The sequence below is a fragment of the Brevibacillus reuszeri genome (assembly GCF_001187725.1).
GTDB classification, from domain to species: domain Bacteria; phylum Bacillota; class Bacilli; order Brevibacillales; family Brevibacillaceae; genus Brevibacillus; species Brevibacillus reuszeri.
In genome coordinates this window covers 638,373-655,090 of record NZ_LGIQ01000011.1, presented here as the reverse complement: position 1 = coordinate 655,090, position 16,718 = coordinate 638,373, and the positions used below count along the sequence as shown (strand labels likewise).

General features: G+C 49.4%; 14 protein-coding genes and 2 riboswitches. Of the genes, 10 read left to right on the top strand and 4 right to left on the bottom strand.

The features are described 5' to 3' along the window. Positions 1 to 15: 15 nt before the first annotated feature. Genes ADS79_RS28155 through ADS79_RS28145 form a run of 3 tightly spaced genes read left to right on the top strand, consistent with a single transcriptional unit; the run spans position 16 to position 3,781 of the window. On the top strand, positions 16 to 1,572 hold the full coding sequence (locus ADS79_RS28155) for a spore germination protein (RefSeq protein ID WP_049741764.1): 1,557 nt from the start codon (positions 16 to 18) through the stop codon (positions 1,570 to 1,572). After that, positions 1,569 to 2,669, top strand: coding sequence for a GerAB/ArcD/ProY family transporter (locus ADS79_RS28150; RefSeq protein ID WP_049741763.1), 1,101 nt, complete (start codon positions 1,569 to 1,571; stop codon positions 2,667 to 2,669). Before ADS79_RS28155 ends, ADS79_RS28150 begins: the two co-directional genes overlap by 4 nt. Next, positions 2,666 to 3,781: a Ger(x)C family spore germination protein gene (locus ADS79_RS28145; RefSeq protein ID WP_049741762.1), complete on the top strand. Its 1,116-nt coding sequence runs from the start codon at positions 2,666 to 2,668 to the stop codon at positions 3,779 to 3,781. The genes ADS79_RS28150 and ADS79_RS28145 overlap by 4 nt, the downstream gene beginning before the upstream one ends. 72 nt (positions 3,782 to 3,853) lie before the next feature. On the opposite strand, the gene ADS79_RS28140 is transcribed toward ADS79_RS28145, so the two are convergent. From ADS79_RS28140 to ADS79_RS28125, 4 genes are all read right to left on the bottom strand, one after another. Beyond that, positions 3,854 to 4,366, bottom strand: a complete 513-nt coding sequence (locus ADS79_RS28140) for a cupin domain-containing protein (protein ID WP_049741761.1) — start codon at positions 4,364 to 4,366, stop codon at positions 3,854 to 3,856. A 15-nt stretch (positions 4,367 to 4,381) separates the two neighbouring features. Beyond that, on the bottom strand, positions 4,382 to 5,038 hold the full coding sequence (locus ADS79_RS28135) for a methylthioribulose 1-phosphate dehydratase (protein ID WP_049741760.1): 657 nt from the start codon (positions 5,036 to 5,038) through the stop codon (positions 4,382 to 4,384). Positions 5,039 to 5,125: 87 nt separating this feature from the next. Beyond that, entirely contained in the window at positions 5,126 to 5,794 is a 669-nt protein-coding gene (locus ADS79_RS28130; RefSeq protein ID WP_049741759.1) for a 2-hydroxy-3-keto-5-methylthiopentenyl-1-phosphate phosphatase, read from the bottom strand. Then, complete coding sequence (locus ADS79_RS28125) at positions 5,791 to 7,005, bottom strand: 2,3-diketo-5-methylthiopentyl-1-phosphate enolase (RefSeq protein WP_049741758.1); 1,215 nt, start codon at positions 7,003 to 7,005, stop codon at positions 5,791 to 5,793. The genes ADS79_RS28130 and ADS79_RS28125 overlap by 4 nt, the downstream gene beginning before the upstream one ends. 162 nt (positions 7,006 to 7,167) lie before the next feature. After that, positions 7,168 to 7,277, bottom strand: a riboswitch (SAM riboswitch). A 155-nt stretch (positions 7,278 to 7,432) separates the two neighbouring features. Here ADS79_RS28125 and ADS79_RS28120 point away from each other — a divergent pair. The 7 genes from ADS79_RS28120 (at position 7,433) to ADS79_RS28090 (ending at position 16,703) form a co-directional block, all read left to right on the top strand. Then, positions 7,433 to 7,963, top strand: coding sequence for a sigma-70 family RNA polymerase sigma factor (locus tag ADS79_RS28120; protein ID WP_236700129.1), 531 nt, complete (start codon positions 7,433 to 7,435; stop codon positions 7,961 to 7,963). Next, entirely contained in the window at positions 7,947 to 9,140 is a 1,194-nt protein-coding gene (locus ADS79_RS28115) for an anti-sigma factor (RefSeq protein WP_049741756.1), read from the top strand. The genes ADS79_RS28120 and ADS79_RS28115 overlap by 17 nt, the downstream gene beginning before the upstream one ends. Before the next feature lie 91 nt (positions 9,141 to 9,231). Continuing rightward, a riboswitch (SAM riboswitch) is annotated at positions 9,232 to 9,379 on the top strand. Between the two features lie 258 nt (positions 9,380 to 9,637). Continuing rightward, on the top strand, positions 9,638 to 10,867 hold the full coding sequence (mtnK, locus tag ADS79_RS28110) for an S-methyl-5-thioribose kinase (RefSeq protein ID WP_049741755.1): 1,230 nt from the start codon (positions 9,638 to 9,640) through the stop codon (positions 10,865 to 10,867). Further along, positions 10,864 to 11,904, top strand: a complete 1,041-nt coding sequence (mtnA, locus tag ADS79_RS28105) for an S-methyl-5-thioribose-1-phosphate isomerase (protein ID WP_049741754.1) — start codon at positions 10,864 to 10,866, stop codon at positions 11,902 to 11,904. Before mtnK ends, mtnA begins: the two co-directional genes overlap by 4 nt. A gap of 150 nt (positions 11,905 to 12,054) precedes the next feature. Then, complete coding sequence (locus ADS79_RS28100; RefSeq protein WP_049741753.1) at positions 12,055 to 12,624, top strand: GNAT family N-acetyltransferase; 570 nt, start codon at positions 12,055 to 12,057, stop codon at positions 12,622 to 12,624. Between the two features lie 226 nt (positions 12,625 to 12,850). Continuing rightward, positions 12,851 to 14,593, top strand: coding sequence for an ABC transporter ATP-binding protein (locus tag ADS79_RS28095; protein WP_049741752.1), 1,743 nt, complete (start codon positions 12,851 to 12,853; stop codon positions 14,591 to 14,593). 19 nt (positions 14,594 to 14,612) lie between these two features. After that, entirely contained in the window at positions 14,613 to 16,703 is a 2,091-nt protein-coding gene (locus ADS79_RS28090) for an ABC transporter ATP-binding protein (RefSeq protein ID WP_049741751.1), read from the top strand. Positions 16,704 to 16,718 lie beyond the last annotated feature (15 nt).

The window sequence follows — 16,718 nt, the reverse complement described above, 5'->3', positions numbered from 1 at the left end:
AAGGAACGTGGTCAGATGAAGTCGAGAGGATGGCTAAAACGAAAAAGAGCAGCAGCTGCAAATCGGAATAGCCACTCTGCGGGCTTATCCCGATCCAGAAAAGCACGCGAAATTAGCACAAGCTTGGAAGATAATATCGCTGAGCTGCATCGCATTTTTACTTTTACTCCTGATCTAGTGATTCGAGATTTCGAGAGCCATTTTATAGAAGGGCGAATAGCTCTAGTCTATTTAACCGGGCTGGTAGATAAAAACTCGATTAACAACAATGTGCTTCGTCCTTTGTTAGCGCCGACTGAACGCGGCCATACAAGTATTTTGGATCTGTTGTCTGTAGGAAAAGTAACGACGCTACATGACTTCGAAGATGTAGAAGAAGCGATTTTGCAAGGAAGCAGTCTCTTGTTCATCGAGGGGCGTGAGGAAGCTCTATCAGTAGAGACACACGGGTGGCCACAACGAGCGATTGAAGATCCGCAGCTGGAAGCATCACTAAAGGGCGCTCATCAAGGCTTTGTAGAGACAGGTATCCAAAATATCGCGTTGATTCGTCGGTATATCCCTAATCGTGAACTGAAAATAAAAGAGGTCAAAGTTGGAAAGCGAGGGGCTTGCAAGCTATCGATTTTGTTTATATCCGATGTCATGAATCCAGAGATTCTGCAAGAGCTGGAGGACCGGATCAGGCTTCTTGATATCGATAATATCCTCAATACTGGTGAGCTGGCGGAATTGATCGAGGACAACCCGTACTCTCCGTTTCCGCAGCTACTTACCACAGAACGACCGGATTCAGCGGCATCACACTTGTTACAGGGCAAAACCGTGATCGTCGTGGATCGATCTCCCAGCGTACTCGTTGGTCCAGTATCTTTCGCTTCCTTTTTTCAAAATGTTGATGATTATAGTACCCGTTGGCTGGTAGCTACTTTTATTCGTTTGCTTCGTTTCCTGGCGTTTCTGGTCGCGACGTTTTTGCCAGCGATCTACATTGCCGTCATCTCCTACAATTACGAAGTCATTCCACTCGACCTGATTTTGTCCGTAGGGGAGTCACGCGCGAGAGTGCCCTTTCCGCCCCTTCTCGAAGCCATGATGATGGAATTGACCTTGGAGATGCTGCGCGAGGCAGGGGTTCGGCTACCGGCTCCAATCGGGCAAACAGTAGGGATTGTCGGCGGTATTGTCATTGGTCAGGCAGTTGTACAGGCTGGCATCGTGAGTAATATCATGGTCATCGTGGTCGCATTTACAGCGATATCCTCGTTTATCATCCCGAATTACGATATGGCAGCTGCTGTACGGCTGATTCGTTTTCTGATGATGATTATGGCGTCCATGTTTGGCTTCATCGGGATTATTATTGGCCTCATGACCTTGATCGGGCATCTGATTTCGCTAGAGTCGTTGGGTATCCCGTATGGAAGTCCACTCGCTCCTGTGCGTTTCAAGGATTGGAAGGACCTATTTTTGCGAGTCCCGCTCTGGAAAATGATGAACAGGCCAGTCAGCGCTAGAGCAATTCAGGCAAAAAGGCAAGGGGACAATCGTCCAAAGGAGGAAGGAGAGTGAAAAAATATGCACACAACGAGATAACTCTCCTTCAGTACATTTTCCTGATTCATGGAGCACAAGTTGGAATTGGAGTCTTGTCAATGCCACGAGAATTAGCGGAGGTAGCGAATACAGATGGGTGGATGTCTCTGTTTTTGGGATGGATATTGGCAGTGGTAGCCAGCCTGCTCATCATTAGCATCATGAAGCGTTATCCAGATTGCAGCATTACGGACTTGTTTCCGCTTCTTTTAGGCAAATGGCTCGGGAAAGCATGTGTGCTGCTTGTGGCAATTTATTGCGGTTTAGCTTCCCTTGCCGTTACAGGGAATACGGTTGCGATTGTGAACATATGGATTCTGACGCAAACGCCAGGGTATATCGTAGTATTGCTGCTTGCCATTCCAACTTTTTATATCGTGAGGGGAGGCTTGCGCATCATTGGGCGATATTCCGAGCTCGTATTTTACCTCACGCTCTGGATGCCAATCATCCTGATGAGCTCTTTTAAAGATACGCATTGGCTTCATTTGCTCCCTTTGTTCAAAGAGGGGTGGAAACCGATCATCATGGCTACGAAGACAACCATTTTATCGTTTCTAGGATTTGAGTTGGCGTTTTTTCTCTATCCCTTTTTACAAAAAAAACAATATGCTTCTCTGGGGATTGTGATCGCTAATACGCTGTCTTTAGGTGTGTTTTTATCTGTTACCATTTTTAGCTACGCATTTTTTAGCCCGGACGAAATATCGGAGTACACCTGGCCGACTCTTAATCTGTGGAAAGTAATTGAATACCGATTCTTGGAACGGATTGATATTATTTTCCTGGCTTTTTATTTAATGATCTTGTCAACGACTGCCATCCCTTACGTGTATTTCACTGTATTTTCCACAAGCCAGCTGTTTGGAAAGGCAGATCATCGCGGTCATTTGAAAGTCCTGATGCCACTCATGGTCATTTTATTTTGGGTGTATACACCATCCTTTGCTGATTTGAAAAAGTGGACAGAAATGTGGAGCGTAGCTGGCTTTTCGGTAGGCTATTTGTTTCCGCTTCTCGCCTGTGTTCCGATTTGGCTGCTTAACCGGCAAGCAAGGGGGAGAAAAGCATGAAGACATGGGCGAGGATAATGCTGCTAGTGATGATTCCCGTGCTGCTTTCTGGCTGTATGGACCGTATTGATTTGGAGGATGCCACTCTGGCGCTCATGACTGGCGTGGATTTGAATGAGAAGAACGAGCTGCTTTTTTATATCTCCAGTCCGGTTTTTAGTCATGAGGCCAAAAAAAAATCAGAGCAATTCGGGATTAGGGCAGATACGATGCGCGGTGCGCGAATTGAATACGACAGATTAGTAACGGCCCTTACGGTGGCGGGCAAAATACAGGTACTTGTGTTCAGTAAAAAGCTGCTGCAGCACCCAGACTGGTTCCGGCTGATGGACGTCGTCTTTCGGGATGCGCGCTTTAGCGTCAATGCACGCATTGTCGTTTTTGATGGGCGAGTAGTTGACCTTTTCAACTTCCAGCCCAAGGACAAGCCCCGATTAGCTTTGCATCTGACGAAGCTCATTGATACAGCGAACTATCGAAATTTAACTGTAAAAACAAGAGCACAGGAGCTTCATCGGCAAATGTATGAAAAAGGAATGACGCCGTCCATAACTGAGATCAAAAAGGATAAAGCGGTCATGATTATGGGAACGGCGCTTCTATCAAAAGCAGGGCTCTATCGCGAACTGATTGATGCCAGAGAGACCATTCTGATGCAAATTCTGCTCCACGAGAAGCAGGGGGAAATCTCTCTTACGCTTCCTCTGCCTGAGCATGAACCACACGATCCGATCATTAAGGATGACGTCAGCTTTTACGTGAAAGGTGTAAAGAAAAAAGTGAAAACAGAATACAAGGACGGAGCATTCCATTTTGATGTACAACTAAAAATGAAGATCGGGGTTTCTGAGAGAATGTTTCCTTTCAATATGAACAAGGATTATAAGAAACTGGAGAAAATGATCGAGGAAGAACTGCGCAAGGATTATGAACAGCTCATTGCAAAATGTCAGAAGAAAGAGCTGGACCCGTTCGGGTTTGGATTGTATGCGCGTGCTTATGCCTATCAGGATTGGAAAAAGGTAGAAGGAGATTGGACAAAGGCGTTTGCCAAAGCTACCGTCAAGATTTCGCCGGATGTATCTATCAAAGGAAATGGTGTCATTAAATAAAGGGCTGTGCTGCTTGAAAAAAAGGGAAGCCCTGGCCGGAAAGCGACCAGGGTCTTAGGCTTCTCGAATCGATTAGTAGATCGCTTCCCAGCCTGCTGGGGTTACAAACAGACGGATCGCTTTGATTTTACGATCATCCATCAGCGTGAAGTAATGACGATAGTTAGGTGGTACAGAGATGAGATCGCCAGGTGAGAGCTCAACGTCGAAGTAACGACCGTCCTTTCCTTTGATCGCAAAAATGCCATGACCGTCTACGCAGAAACGGCACTCGTCGTCTGTATGATGGTGCTCGCCTTTAAATTTGGTCAGCAATTCATCGAGGTTCGGAATTTTGTCAGAGAGAACGATGATGTCCGCAGTCAAATAACCACGGCGTTTGCTGATCTCATCAATTTCTGCTTTGAAGGTGTCCAGGATTTCCTGTTTCTCTTCGTCTGTAGGGCTGTAGTTGTCACGGTGTTTTGGGTCCAAACGATCTACTCCCCAATTTTCGTAAATGATCTCTTGGGAATTCAGAAATGTGACAACTTCCTCTGCGGAGCTAATGTACTCGTTTGTGTCGTGAAAACGTACTTGTGCCATCTTTGAAATCCTCCTCTAATTTGTAGTTGTAGTGGACACGGCAGCTTGGCGCAATTGGAGCCAGCGGGCGTGGTACTCAAATAGGAATTCAAAAGCTTCCAGGTGACGTTTGGCTTCGAAATCGTTGCCGCCCCAGGCGTAAATGCCATGGTTGCGAATGAGCACCCCAGGAACTTCCTGAGTGATCACTTTTTCGATTTCAGCAGCAAGCGTTGGAATATCAGCAAAGTTCTCAACAATCGGGATCGTGATGTGAGCATTCTCTTCCCAGATTCCGAGCCCCTTGATCAGTTCCTGTCCTTGGATGGAGAAAGCGCGTTGACCAAAGTACAGCTCAGAGATGAGATTGTTCCACACCGTATGAACGTGGAAGCAGGCACCTGCCTTCGGGAATGTTTTGTAGACCACGGCGTGGATCAGTGTTTCCGCCGAAGGCTTGAGTGTTGTCGCATCAACTGGACGGGAGTCTTGGTCCACAATCAAATAATCTTCCGGGGAAAGCTTTGTTTTATCCTTGCCGCTTGCGGTTACGGCAAACTGTAGGGGCTCACTCTCGAGTTTGATCGAAAGATTGCCGCTGGTGCCGGGAAACCAGTCTCGGCGGGCAAATGTCAGCTTGGCATCGTCCAGTCGACGAAAGGCATCGAGGCGCTGCTCTAATGTTGCTGTCATGAATGAGATGACCTCCTGTTTATCATATAAGTAGATCTGACTGCTTGTGGTCAAATACGGTTGTCCCCAGGCGAGAGGGGAAAACGGTCATGACTGTTTTTGCTTGATTTCTTGCAAAATAGCAATTACATCGTGGAATGTGGCAAAGGTGTGATGAGGCAGCTGCAGCTCTTCCGCTTTTTCCGCGAGGAAGGAGCGGGCAATCACGAAATCCGCAATCTTGGCACCAGCCAAATCGGTGATTGAATCGCCGATGACGATACGGTAATGACTGGCTGGATCGTAGCGGCGGATAATCGTCGTTTTGCACATTCCACAGCCGTTCGTGCAGTGCTCGTCGCAAGAATGCGGCCATGTAATGGTGATGCGTTCACCTGAAAAGTCACTGCCATTGCAGTAGATCGGGACACCGGATAGATCGAACGGTGCGAGGATCGGCTGTACAAAAAAGTCGATTCCGCCACTCGTGATTAACAGCTCGATTCCTTCGCTGCGGCAAAAGCTTACGAACTCACCAAAGCCGGGACGAATGGAAGCTTCGTTTACGATATAGTCCACGATCTCCTGGCGCAGGGAAGAAGGGAGAAGCTGAAACAGCTTGCCTACCCCTTCCTGTACGCTAATCTTTTGGGAAAGGATTTGCTCGGTCAGCGCCTCCCATTCAGGAGGAGCAAACTTGCGAACAATCGCTACAATATTGTCTTTTTCTGTAATGGTTCCGTCAAAGTCGCAGAAGAGGACGAGTTTTTTGCTCATCGTCCGCCACCCCATTTCTCCAGCGCGATGGCCAGTTCCGAGGAGGAAGCAGCAGCCTCCTGCAAGGTACGTCCGGCAGTAACTGCTTCAATCGCCGCGACGAATGCTTTGGCTCCTGCGGTTGCGCCACCAGGATGGCCATGGATTCCTCCGCCGGCATTGACGATCTGGTCCAAACCGAAGTCCTCAAATAGCTGTGGCACGAGCCCGGGGTGAATTCCTGCTGAAGGAACCGGGAACGAGGGGCGAATGCCCACAAGTGGCGTCGTGAGATTTTTGGCAAGCTGGAGTGCTTCCATTTTGTCCAGGGCTACATTGCCGTATGGAGAAGGGAATAACACCAGGTCAGCGCCTGCAACCCGCATTAACGTACCAAGCAAGAGCGGGGTTGCAATTCCGTAATCAGGCGATGGATAATAAGCGCCAGCCAATGCCGGGTGAGCCATGATCGGCACATGGACATCAGGGTCTTGTGCCAGTCTGTGCAAAGCATCAAAGCCAAACGCCAGTACATTAAACAGCAGGCAATCGGCACCAGCCTCTACTGCACGCTTAGCCTTTTCACCTAGCTCATGTACCGGTCCGGTCAGGTTTGCTGCATACAGGACAGGCTTGCCCGTTTCCGCTTCGGTTTCCAATGCGATTTGTTTGAACGCTTTGATACGATCCAAAAATGGTGCGCGATCATCTGCAAAGAAGATTTCGTCATCTTTGACCAGATCCACACCGCCCAATGCTTGGGCCCGGAACTGCGTTTTCAGGTCGTCAAAAGGAAGACCCAGGCACGATTTGAAAATGCTCATGAGCAGCGGACGATTTTGTGCGCCAAGACGGCTGCGTAGTCCTTCTATCCCGTATTTCGGACCGGGGAAAGCAGCCAGAAACGAGTCTGGAAACACGATGTCAACGAGCTTGATCTTGCCATCCATCGAGAGTTTCCCAAAGATACCTGTCAGCAGGGAAGGAATATCTTGTGTAAAATTTCGAGTAGGGTAGCTGACTGTAATCAGTCCGCGAGTTTCCCCGTTTGCGAGTGTTTCGAGCGGGGTAGCACTTACGGCCTCACCCAGATATGGTTGCAGCTCAGCTTGCTTGGCAGCGGGTAAATCGGTCCAGGAACCGACTGTCATCCCGACTGCGACAGCAGCTGCTTTTTTACTAAGATCCTTGGCTTGTGTCAAATAGGTAACGAGGATGCGTTGCTCACTCATGCCAGGGCTAATCCTCCTTTTTCTTCATAGCAGAACATGTAAAGACACGAAAAAAAGCCTCCCCGTGAGTGGGGAGGCGGTTGTCGACTATAAAAGAGTCTTCGTCTCCTCTCATCTCTCGGTTAGTAGCCGAGACGCGCAGAAATAGTGCTCCTGTCTCGACTCTTATCCGTTGGAATTAGCACCGTTTCGCTTTTCTATCGATTGAAAATAGAAGAGCGCCGGTTGCCGGGCATCATAGGGCCAGTCCCTCAGCCAGCTCGCGATAAGAGTTATTCGGTTCACACGCTGCTTCTTTCGTGTGCGATATCATCATGATATGACGTTATGAACCGGGAGTCAATTTGTTTTTCCGGCAAGTGTGCGCTTTGAACAGAGGAAATGGATGACAAGGTGAAACTTTTTTCTGCGCATTGCGTGGTAGGGAGTGAAGGGGTGTGGAGGCGTTGGGAAAGTAAGCCTGGATGACGTGTACAAACTGCACGTAAACGATATATACCGCTATCTTTTCCGGCTGACACGGGATGCGAGGCAGGCAGAGGATCTGACGCAGGAGACGTTTTTCCGCGCCTTTTTGTCCTTGGATGATTACCACGGGGAAAAAGTCAGGCCGTGGCTGTTCAAGGTAGCCTACCACGCTTTTGTCGATTGGCACCGCAAACAGGTAAAACGGCCGGTGCAGCTGGTTGAACAGCTTCCGGATCGAGCAGATCCTCTGGTGGAGGATCCTGCGGAGACAGTCGTGAACAAGGAAATGTGGGGACTGGCTCAGGAATTGCTCCGGCAGCTTTCAGAAAAGCAAAAGCAGGTTATTTTGCTCGCAGCTATTCCCTTTTCTTATGCAGAAATCGCGGAAATATTGGGAATCGATGTGGCTGATGTGAAGCGGTCCTTGTTTCGAGGACGACAAAAGATGCGAAAGCTGTGGAGGGATGGAGCAGATGGAGAAGAGAGATAGGGAAAATCGGGAGCAAAAGCTACTCGCTTATCTGCGCAAAGAGATGACAGAGAGCGAGGAGAAGCGACTGGGGGAAGAAGTGCTCCGTGATGAGGAATATGCCCAGCGGCTGGAGCGGCTACTTCTGGGGGAGGAGCAAGGAACGGATTCTGGCAAAGAGGGAGCTGACACTCTCTCGGAGGAAAAGCAGCGAGCCATTCTGCGGCGGGGAAAATGGCGGATGCGTCTGTCGAATTCCGCATTCACGATGGGGCTTACTTTTTTTGCGGGTGTCGCGCTTTTTGTAGGGAATGGCTGGTTCGGTTCGCTGATGCACGACGATTTGTACCGGGTCGCCAAGGATATGGTCAATTTCACTCAGCCGGGTGTCAGTGTTGGCAGCAGCGGCTCGCAAGTCGGCCTGCTCTACGGAAACATCAGGATGGAATTGCGTGAGCGAGTAGGTAGTGAGGACAAAAATGCCGGAAGCTTTGAAAGCACCAACATCCTGTGGAAGAACAGTGCACAGCCGAAATGGACAAACGGGATCAGGGAGCAAAAGCTTTTTTTCCGTTACCCGTCACAGAGTAAGCCGACACAGGAGGAGCTGACGAATTTGCAGCTGCCTGCCTGGACGACAATGGAAAAGCTGCCTGAAGGTACAGTCTCACAGCTGGCGATCTCCTTTGAGCATTTTTTGAGCTATGAGGAGTATTACAAACTGATTTCCCGCTACGTAAACAGCGACACACATGAAACTGTCTGGTTTGCAGTAGATACCGGGCAGGAGCTGACAGGTCGCGGGGCTGAGGAAGGTGTTCGACTTCTTGGTGCTGGGGATGTTTGGGGCTTTGCGGAGCGCGAGCTGAGTTACGGGAATGCTCCGATTCAGGTCAATGGCGAAGGACAGAGACGGGCGGCCACTTATCTGAGCGAAATGAAATATCTTTCGGAACAGGAGCGTCTGTCGAATGAGATTGGCTTTAGTCTGGTTTCCCGAGGCAAGCCGCATATTACCGAGCGCTACCAATACATGCAAGAAAAAGGTGTACGTATTTACGGTGCAGTATTGACGGGACCGACGAAGGAGCTGCTCAAGCTGAAACAGGAAAAGTCCATTACAGCAGCCTTTTTAGGTAAGATCGACTGGTGGAATTGGGACCGACCAGCTGCTTCCGGAACGCACTACAGCTGGTAAAAATAGGGGATGCTGGATGCTGAAAAAGGGTGTTGACAGCGTGTGAGTGTGGCTGTATGATTCAAACTAAATCAAATTGCATACGATGGATACCTTATCCAGAGAAGGTGGAGGGACTGGCCCGATGATACCCGGCAACCGACATGACGCTCTTTGGTCGCTTTTATAGCGATGAAAGTTTCAGGCGACGTGCACGGTGCTAATTCCTGCAGAAACAAAAGTAGTCTGGAAGATAAGGGGGACAAGGACACGTTTGCTTTTTACGTGACGACAGCGACCTCTTTTCTTCGGGAAAAGAGGTCTTTTTGCATGTCTGAAATGGCGTGGCTGCGGCCTTGGTGTGAGCGAATATGGATTACCCAGTGAGGAAATTCGCAGCAGACTGCCACTTTTTGAGTGGGGAAGAAAAAAATCGCTACCGTTTGATTGCTAGACTGGGGCAAGCATCCAGTCCACTAGAGATAAATACAAAATGACATTGAGGGGAGTAATGAATCATGGCTTATCGTGCGTTGACCGAGCAGGAGGCAGTGGAGTACGTAAAGGGTTTGCCAGGTCTGTTTACCGAGGGAGCTGAGCTAACGAGCCACGAAATCGGGGACGGAAACCTCAATCTGGTGTTTGATATTCGCGACCAGGCGACAGGAAAAAGTGTGATTGTAAAGCAGGCATTGCCATTTGCCCGTGTGGTTGGAGAGTCGTGGCCATTGACGATAGATCGCGCACGTATCGAAAGTGAAGCGCTGCGCATTCAGCACAAATATGTACCTGACCTCGTACCAGAAGTGTATCACTTTGATCAGGAGCTGGCGCTGACCGTGATGGAGAACGTCGGTGACCATGTGATCATGCGCAAAGGTCTCATCGAGGGAAAACGTTATCCGCTCTTTGCCAAGCAAATCGGCCGCTTTATGGCGCAAACCCTTTTCTACACATCGGATCTGGGGTCACATCCGTTCGAAAAGAAAACGTTAGTCGGAACATTCCTAAATCCCGAATTATGCAAAATTACTGAAGATCTGGTCTTTACTGATCCGTACGAAAACGCACCAACCAATCATTTCAACCCATTGATTCGTCCAGAGGTAGAAGCGATTTGGAACAACAAGCCGCTCAAGTTGGAAATCGCCAAGCTGAAATACGACTTCTTGACGCGCGCAGAAGCGCTTTTGCACGGTGATTTGCATACAGGAAGCATCTTTATTACCGAAACGAGCTTGAAAGCAATCGATCCTGAGTTTGCTTACTACGGTCCAATCGGTTTTGATATCGGCGCGGTCATTGCGAACCTTTTGCTCAACTACGCTGGTCAGCACGGATTGCAAAAAGACCAAGGAGAACGGGACGCATACCGCGAATACTTACTGGAAACGGTCGAGGATGTTTGGAATGAATTCGTCTCCCATTTTGTTCAGCTCTGGCATAAGCAGGCAAAAGAGCGCAGTGCCCACGTAGAGGGTCTCTGGCAGAGCTATGTAGAGCGATTGATTCAGGACACAGCTGGATATGCAGGATGCAAAATCCTGCGCCGGGTGATCGGGCTGGCAGGAGTGGCAGATCTCAATGCCATTGAGGACGATCAAACACGTGCAGAGGCAGAACGCTTGGCGCTGGCTATCGGCGAAGCACTGATTGTTGGCCGCGGCAGTGTAGGCGAATCAACTGACATCACGGACATTGTTCGTACAGTGACCGCACGTTACTATCAGGAGGCTACTACAGTATGACAACGAGTACACAATTTGCGCCGGTCAAGTGGGAGAACGATTATTTAGTTCTGCTTGACCAAACGCGCTTGCCAGTAGAAACGATTTATTTGAACCTGACTACATCCGAAGAAGTATGGGCATCGATCCGTCATTTGCAAGTACGGGGAGCTCCTGCGATCGGGATGGCAGCAGCATATGGACTCTACCTCGGTGTTCGCGGCAGCGAAGCTGAGACTCACGCGCAATTCTGGAATGAATTGATCAAGCAAGCGGATTATCTGGGGACTTCTCGGCCAACTGCGGTCAATCTGTTCTGGGCTTTGGATCGGATCAAGGCTCGTGTGGAAAAAGAGACATCGTTATCTGTTGCTGAGCTAAAGGCAGCGGTGCTTGACGAGGCTCTGGCGATTCAAAAAGAGGATGCTGAGGTATGCCGGACAATCGGTGAGCATTTGCTGACGCTTTTGCATGATGGCATGGGCATTCTTACGCACTGCAACCCGGGCGCACTGGCGACAGCTGCCTATGGAACAGCGACAGCTCCGTTTTATTTGGCAAAAGAGCGCGGCTGGAATCTCAAAGTATATGCAGACGAAACCCGCCCTGTTTTGCAAGGCGCACGGCTAACTGCTTATGAGCTTCAGCAGGCAGGTATCGATGTGACGCTGATCTGCGACAACATGGCTGCCATGGTGATGTCCCAAGGCAAAGTTGAGGCAGTCATCGTAGGGACAGACCGCGTAGCAGCCAATGGCGATGTGGCGAACAAAATCGGAACATACGGCGTGGCAGTACTCGCCAAAGCGCACGGCATTCCGTTTTATGTCGCAGCTCCACTTTCCTCTGTCGATTTGGAGACGCCAACCGGGGCAGATATCCCGATTGAAGAGCGTCCAGCCGAAGAGATTACACATGGTCTCGGCAAGCAAGTGGCTCCAGACGATATCAAAGTATACAACCCTGCCTTTGATGTCACACCTGCCAAGTACATTACGGCAATTGTGACCGAGACAGGTATTTTCAAGCCAGAGGAAATCGGCAATAGCAAAAAGTAAGTCAGGCGAGTATACGTCCACCTTGCATGCGAGGTGGGCGTTTTTTTGAGTAGAGCTTTTGGACATCTTGCCAAACAGTACGTCCTGCACCATAATCGAGCATAAACACCTGCGCACTTCGAGGGAATGGACCAATAGGGAGGGTTAGGTATGAGGCACATCGCGATGACAGAGGAGTCGTTTTTGAAACAATTGGAGCCAGCGGACGCGGCAGAGATGTTTTGGCTGACAGATACCAACCGCGCCCATCTGAAGCAATGGCTGCCATGGCTGGATTTTACCAATCGGGTGGAGGATACGGCCAACTTTATTCAGATGACGATCAATCAACACAACAACAATCAAGGAACACATTATGGCATCTGGTTCAGAGGTCGGCTGGCGGGGACGCTGGGCGTGCATAATCTGGATTGGATCAATAAAAAGACCTCCCTCGGCTATTGGCTGGGCGCAGGGTTTCAGGGCAACGGATTAATGACGGAAGCGGTAGCTGCCTACATCGACAAGCTGATTTTCGGTTCGTGGGGGATGGAAAAGGTAACGATTCAGGCAGCTACGGAAAACGTGAAGAGCCGTTCGATACCAGAGCGCCTGGGCTTTCAGCTCGAGGGCATACTCAGACGGAATGAATTATTGTACGATCATTACGTCGATCATGCTGTATACAGCTTGTTGCGCGAAGAGTGGCATGATTTCAAGAATGGTAAAAAGTTAGATTGACAAGGAAAATTCAGTAAATTACGATGGAGTAAGTACAAAAAAGGGGTGCGTGATTCGCGCGCCCTTTTTTAACGTATAAGAATTTATAAGCAAGAGGGTTATGAATTCTGGAACGCATGGAAACTTTCCGCAAAAACGGGGTCGCTCCTCCTTGAGGAGGCCTCGATAGAGGTTTTCTTAATGGGAGAAGAGAAAAAACGTATGTATTTGAAATGAGGTGACGGACATGCAGACACTAAAACAACTGTCCTGGTTTTTTCGTGCTCATTGGAAGCGATACGTAATTGGTATCTCTTTTTTGTTTTTGATTGATGTTCTCATGCTTTGGCCGCCTCGTTTGATCGGAGAGACGGTGGATTCGATCCGCAACAGCTCGTTAACATCCGCTGCCTTGACACAGACCATGGTCATTTTACTGGTGCTTGGCGTGCTTTTGTATGTGATGCGCTTCGTCTGGAGGTATTTGCTGAATGGAGGAGCGCTTATTTTGGAGCGAGCTTTACGTGAGAAGCTATTTTCCCATCTGACCAGGATGACGCCTTCTTTTTATCATCGCAAACGCAGTGGAGACTTGATGGCTGTGGCTACAAACGATATTCCGGCGATTGAGCAAACGGCCAGTACCGGAGTGCTGACGCTCGTTGATTCCTTGTTCATGACATTGCTGACACTAGGTGTGATGGTGACAGTCATTGACTGGAAGCTGACCTTGGCTGCCTTGATCCCGATGCCATTTTTGGCGTGGTCAACCGCCTACTATGGAAAGCTTTTGCATGACCGCTTTTACTTGGCCCAGGAAGCATTCGGGGAGATGAATGACCATGTCCAGCAATCGGTATCAGGCGTGCGCGTATTGCGAGCGTTTGTCCAGGAGAGGGCGGATGTGGAGGCATATCGGCGTGTCAGTGAGAAAACACTGGAACGAAATGTGAGTGTATCGCGGATTGACGCTTTGTTCGAACCAACGATTGCAATTATTATCGGCTTTAGCTTTTTAATTGGTCTCGGGTACGGAACCTATCTGGTGTTCACCAGCGCGATTTCTTTAGGGGATCTGGTTGCGTTCAATCTGTATCTCGGCTTGTTGATCTGGCCGATGTTTGCTTTTGGCTGGCTGGTAAACGTCCTGCAACGTGGTGGTGCTTCACACAAGCGCTATTCGGAGCTTTTGATGGAGCAGCCGGATGTACAAGAATCTGCCAATCCTGTAACCGACGTAGCAGCAAATACGGTGGAGGCACGCCAGTTTACGTTTTCCTATCCCGGAACGGATAAGCCTGCACTCTCCGATATTTCCTTTGTGTTGGAGGAAGGAGATACGTTGGGGATTGTAGGGCGCACGGGAAGTGGTAAATCGACGCTTTGCCGCTCCCTTTTGCATCAGTATCAAATGAGTAAGGGGATGCTGTTTGTTGGCGGAGTCCCGATTGAAAAGCTTTCCTTCCACGCACTGCGGGAAAAGATCGGGTACGTTCCCCAGGAGCATTTGCTGTTCTCCCGCACGATTGAGGCAAACGCTGCTTTCGGTCGCCCGGATGCTTCCCATGAGAAAATCGTTCGTGCGCTAGCGCTGGCTGAAATGAAGGGAGATCTGGCACAGTTCAAGGATGGCTTGCAAACGATGGTGGGAGAAAAGGGAGTTACACTCTCAGGGGGACAAAAGCAGCGGATTTCCATTGCTCGTGCTCTGCTCACCGATGCTGATATTTTGATTTTGGATGACTCCTTATCTGCAGTGGACGCACGTACAGAGGAAAGCATTGTACGTCATCTGCGACAGGAGCGTGCGAATAAAACAACGATAATTACGGCACATCGTCTGTCTGCGGTTCAGCATGCCCAGCTCATTCTGGTATTGGACGAAGGCAGAATCGTGGAGCGTGGAACGCATAACGAGCTGATGCAAGCAAATGGCTGGTATGCAGAGCAGTATCGTCGCCAGCAGATGGAGCAGGATGTCACCGGTTAGAGAGGAGGGAGAGCGTTTTATGAGCGGGCAAAACGTGTGGCGTCGGCTAACGGATTTCGCGGGGCCATTTCAAAAGCAAATCCTCGGTGCGCTTCTTTTGCTAGTGCTCGGGACCAGTGCGGAATTGGCAGGGCCCTTTTTAGCGAAAGTGATGATTGATAACCATATCCTCGGTATTCAAAAGCCTTGGTATGAGCTGCAGGAAAAACCGCAAGCAGCTGTAGAAGCAGCAGTATCGTTAAACAACAAGTACTATGTGCGGGAAGATTTCATCGAAGGAACGGGTCTTTCTCCGGATGAATTAAAAAGTAGTCAAATGACGGTGCTGGCAGAAGGCACGACCTATTATTTGATAGCTGGTCATGTGGAGCAGAATGGGAAAAAACAGATTACCCCGTTGGCGACAGAAAACGGTCGTGAGCGTGTAGAGGTAGTCACCATAAATGACCAGGCGGGTACGAGTGCGACCTATACAGGGATCAAGCTGACTTCAGATGAAGTAAAGGCGATGTATAGCAGTGATATGCTGCCGATTGTGTGGCTGTCTGTCGGATACGCAGTGCTGATTTTATTATCTGCGGGCTTCAATTATATTCAGATTCTGTGGCTGCAGACGATTGCCCAGCGTATTATTCAGCAGATGCGGATGAAGCTGTTTATTCACCTGCAAAAGCTACCGGTTTCTTTCTTCGACAAGACTCCGGTAGGCTCACTCGTTTCCAGAGTCAGCAATGATACAGAGGCAGTGCGTGAGCTGTATGTAAGCGTGCTGGCTACTTTTGTACAGAATGGGCTGTATTTGATCGGAATTTTGATTGCCTTGTATATTTTGCAGCCAGAGCTGGCGCTGTTTTGCTGTTTAACTGTGCCCGTGCTCGTCTTGCTCGTGTTCTTTTATCAAAAGTACAGCTCTCGCTATTATGCGATTATCCGTGCACGTTTGGGTGATATGAATGCAACGATCAACGAGATGATTCAGAACATGTCGATCGTGCAGGCGTTCCGTCGGGAGGCCGGCGTGCAAAAAGAATTTGCCGATGTGAATGAAGCGTATTTCAAGGTGAGATTGAAAGAAATCAATCTGGAATCGTTTTTGCTCAGACCGGCAGTGGATTTGATCTGGAAGGTTTCGTTGACCTTGATTATTTGGTATTTCGGGTCCACTTCTTTTCACAGTGCGATTTCCTTCGGGGCGCTGTTTGCCTTTGTGGACTACATGGGGCGTTTCTTTGAGCCGATCAATATGATTATGGGGCGTCTGTCCCAGCTGGCACAAGCAACGATCTCGGCAAAACGAGTCTTGGAGATCCTGGATACGGAGCCAGAGTCCGAGACAGCTGTTGAAGGCAAACAAATCAGTCGGCCACAAGGGGAAGTTGTTTTTGAGCAGGTTTCCTTTGCGTATAGTGGCGATGAATACGTATTAAAAAATGTCTCTTTCACGGCTAAGCCAGGTCAGACGATTGCGCTGGTTGGACATACAGGCTCCGGGAAAAGCTCGTTGATGAACCTGCTGCTCGGATTTTATCCTGTTACCAAAGGTCGTATCCTCATTGATGGGGAAGACATGAAGACCATCGACACGCACGCATTGCGCCAGCATGTAGGGCTTGTTTTGCAGGACCCGTTTTTGTTTACCGGAAGCATTGGCTTCAATATTCGGATGTACAATGAAAGCATCACGGACGAAAAGGTTAGGGCTTCCGCTGAAGCCGTGCGCGCAGATGAATTCATCAAGCAGCTGCCAGGTGGCTACGATGAGCCTGTAGTGGAGCGGGGCATGACGCTTTCCGCGGGACAGCGTCAATTGGTCTCGTTTGCCCGTGCGCTGGCTGCGGACCCGGCGATCCTGATTTTGGACGAAGCGACCGCCAGCATTGACAGTGAAACAGAGCTGGCGATTCAGGAAGCACTGCACGTTCTGTCCAAGGGCAGGACGACATTCATCATCGCTCACCGCTTGTCAACGATTCAGCATGCCGATCAGATTTTGGTGCTCTCTCGTGGGGAAGTGACCGAACGGGGAACACACGAAGAGCTGATGGAACAAGATGGGCTGTACCGGAAAATGTACCAGTTGCAGCAAGGTAGTGTAGTGGAAGTAAGATAGAGAAATAGAGAGAGC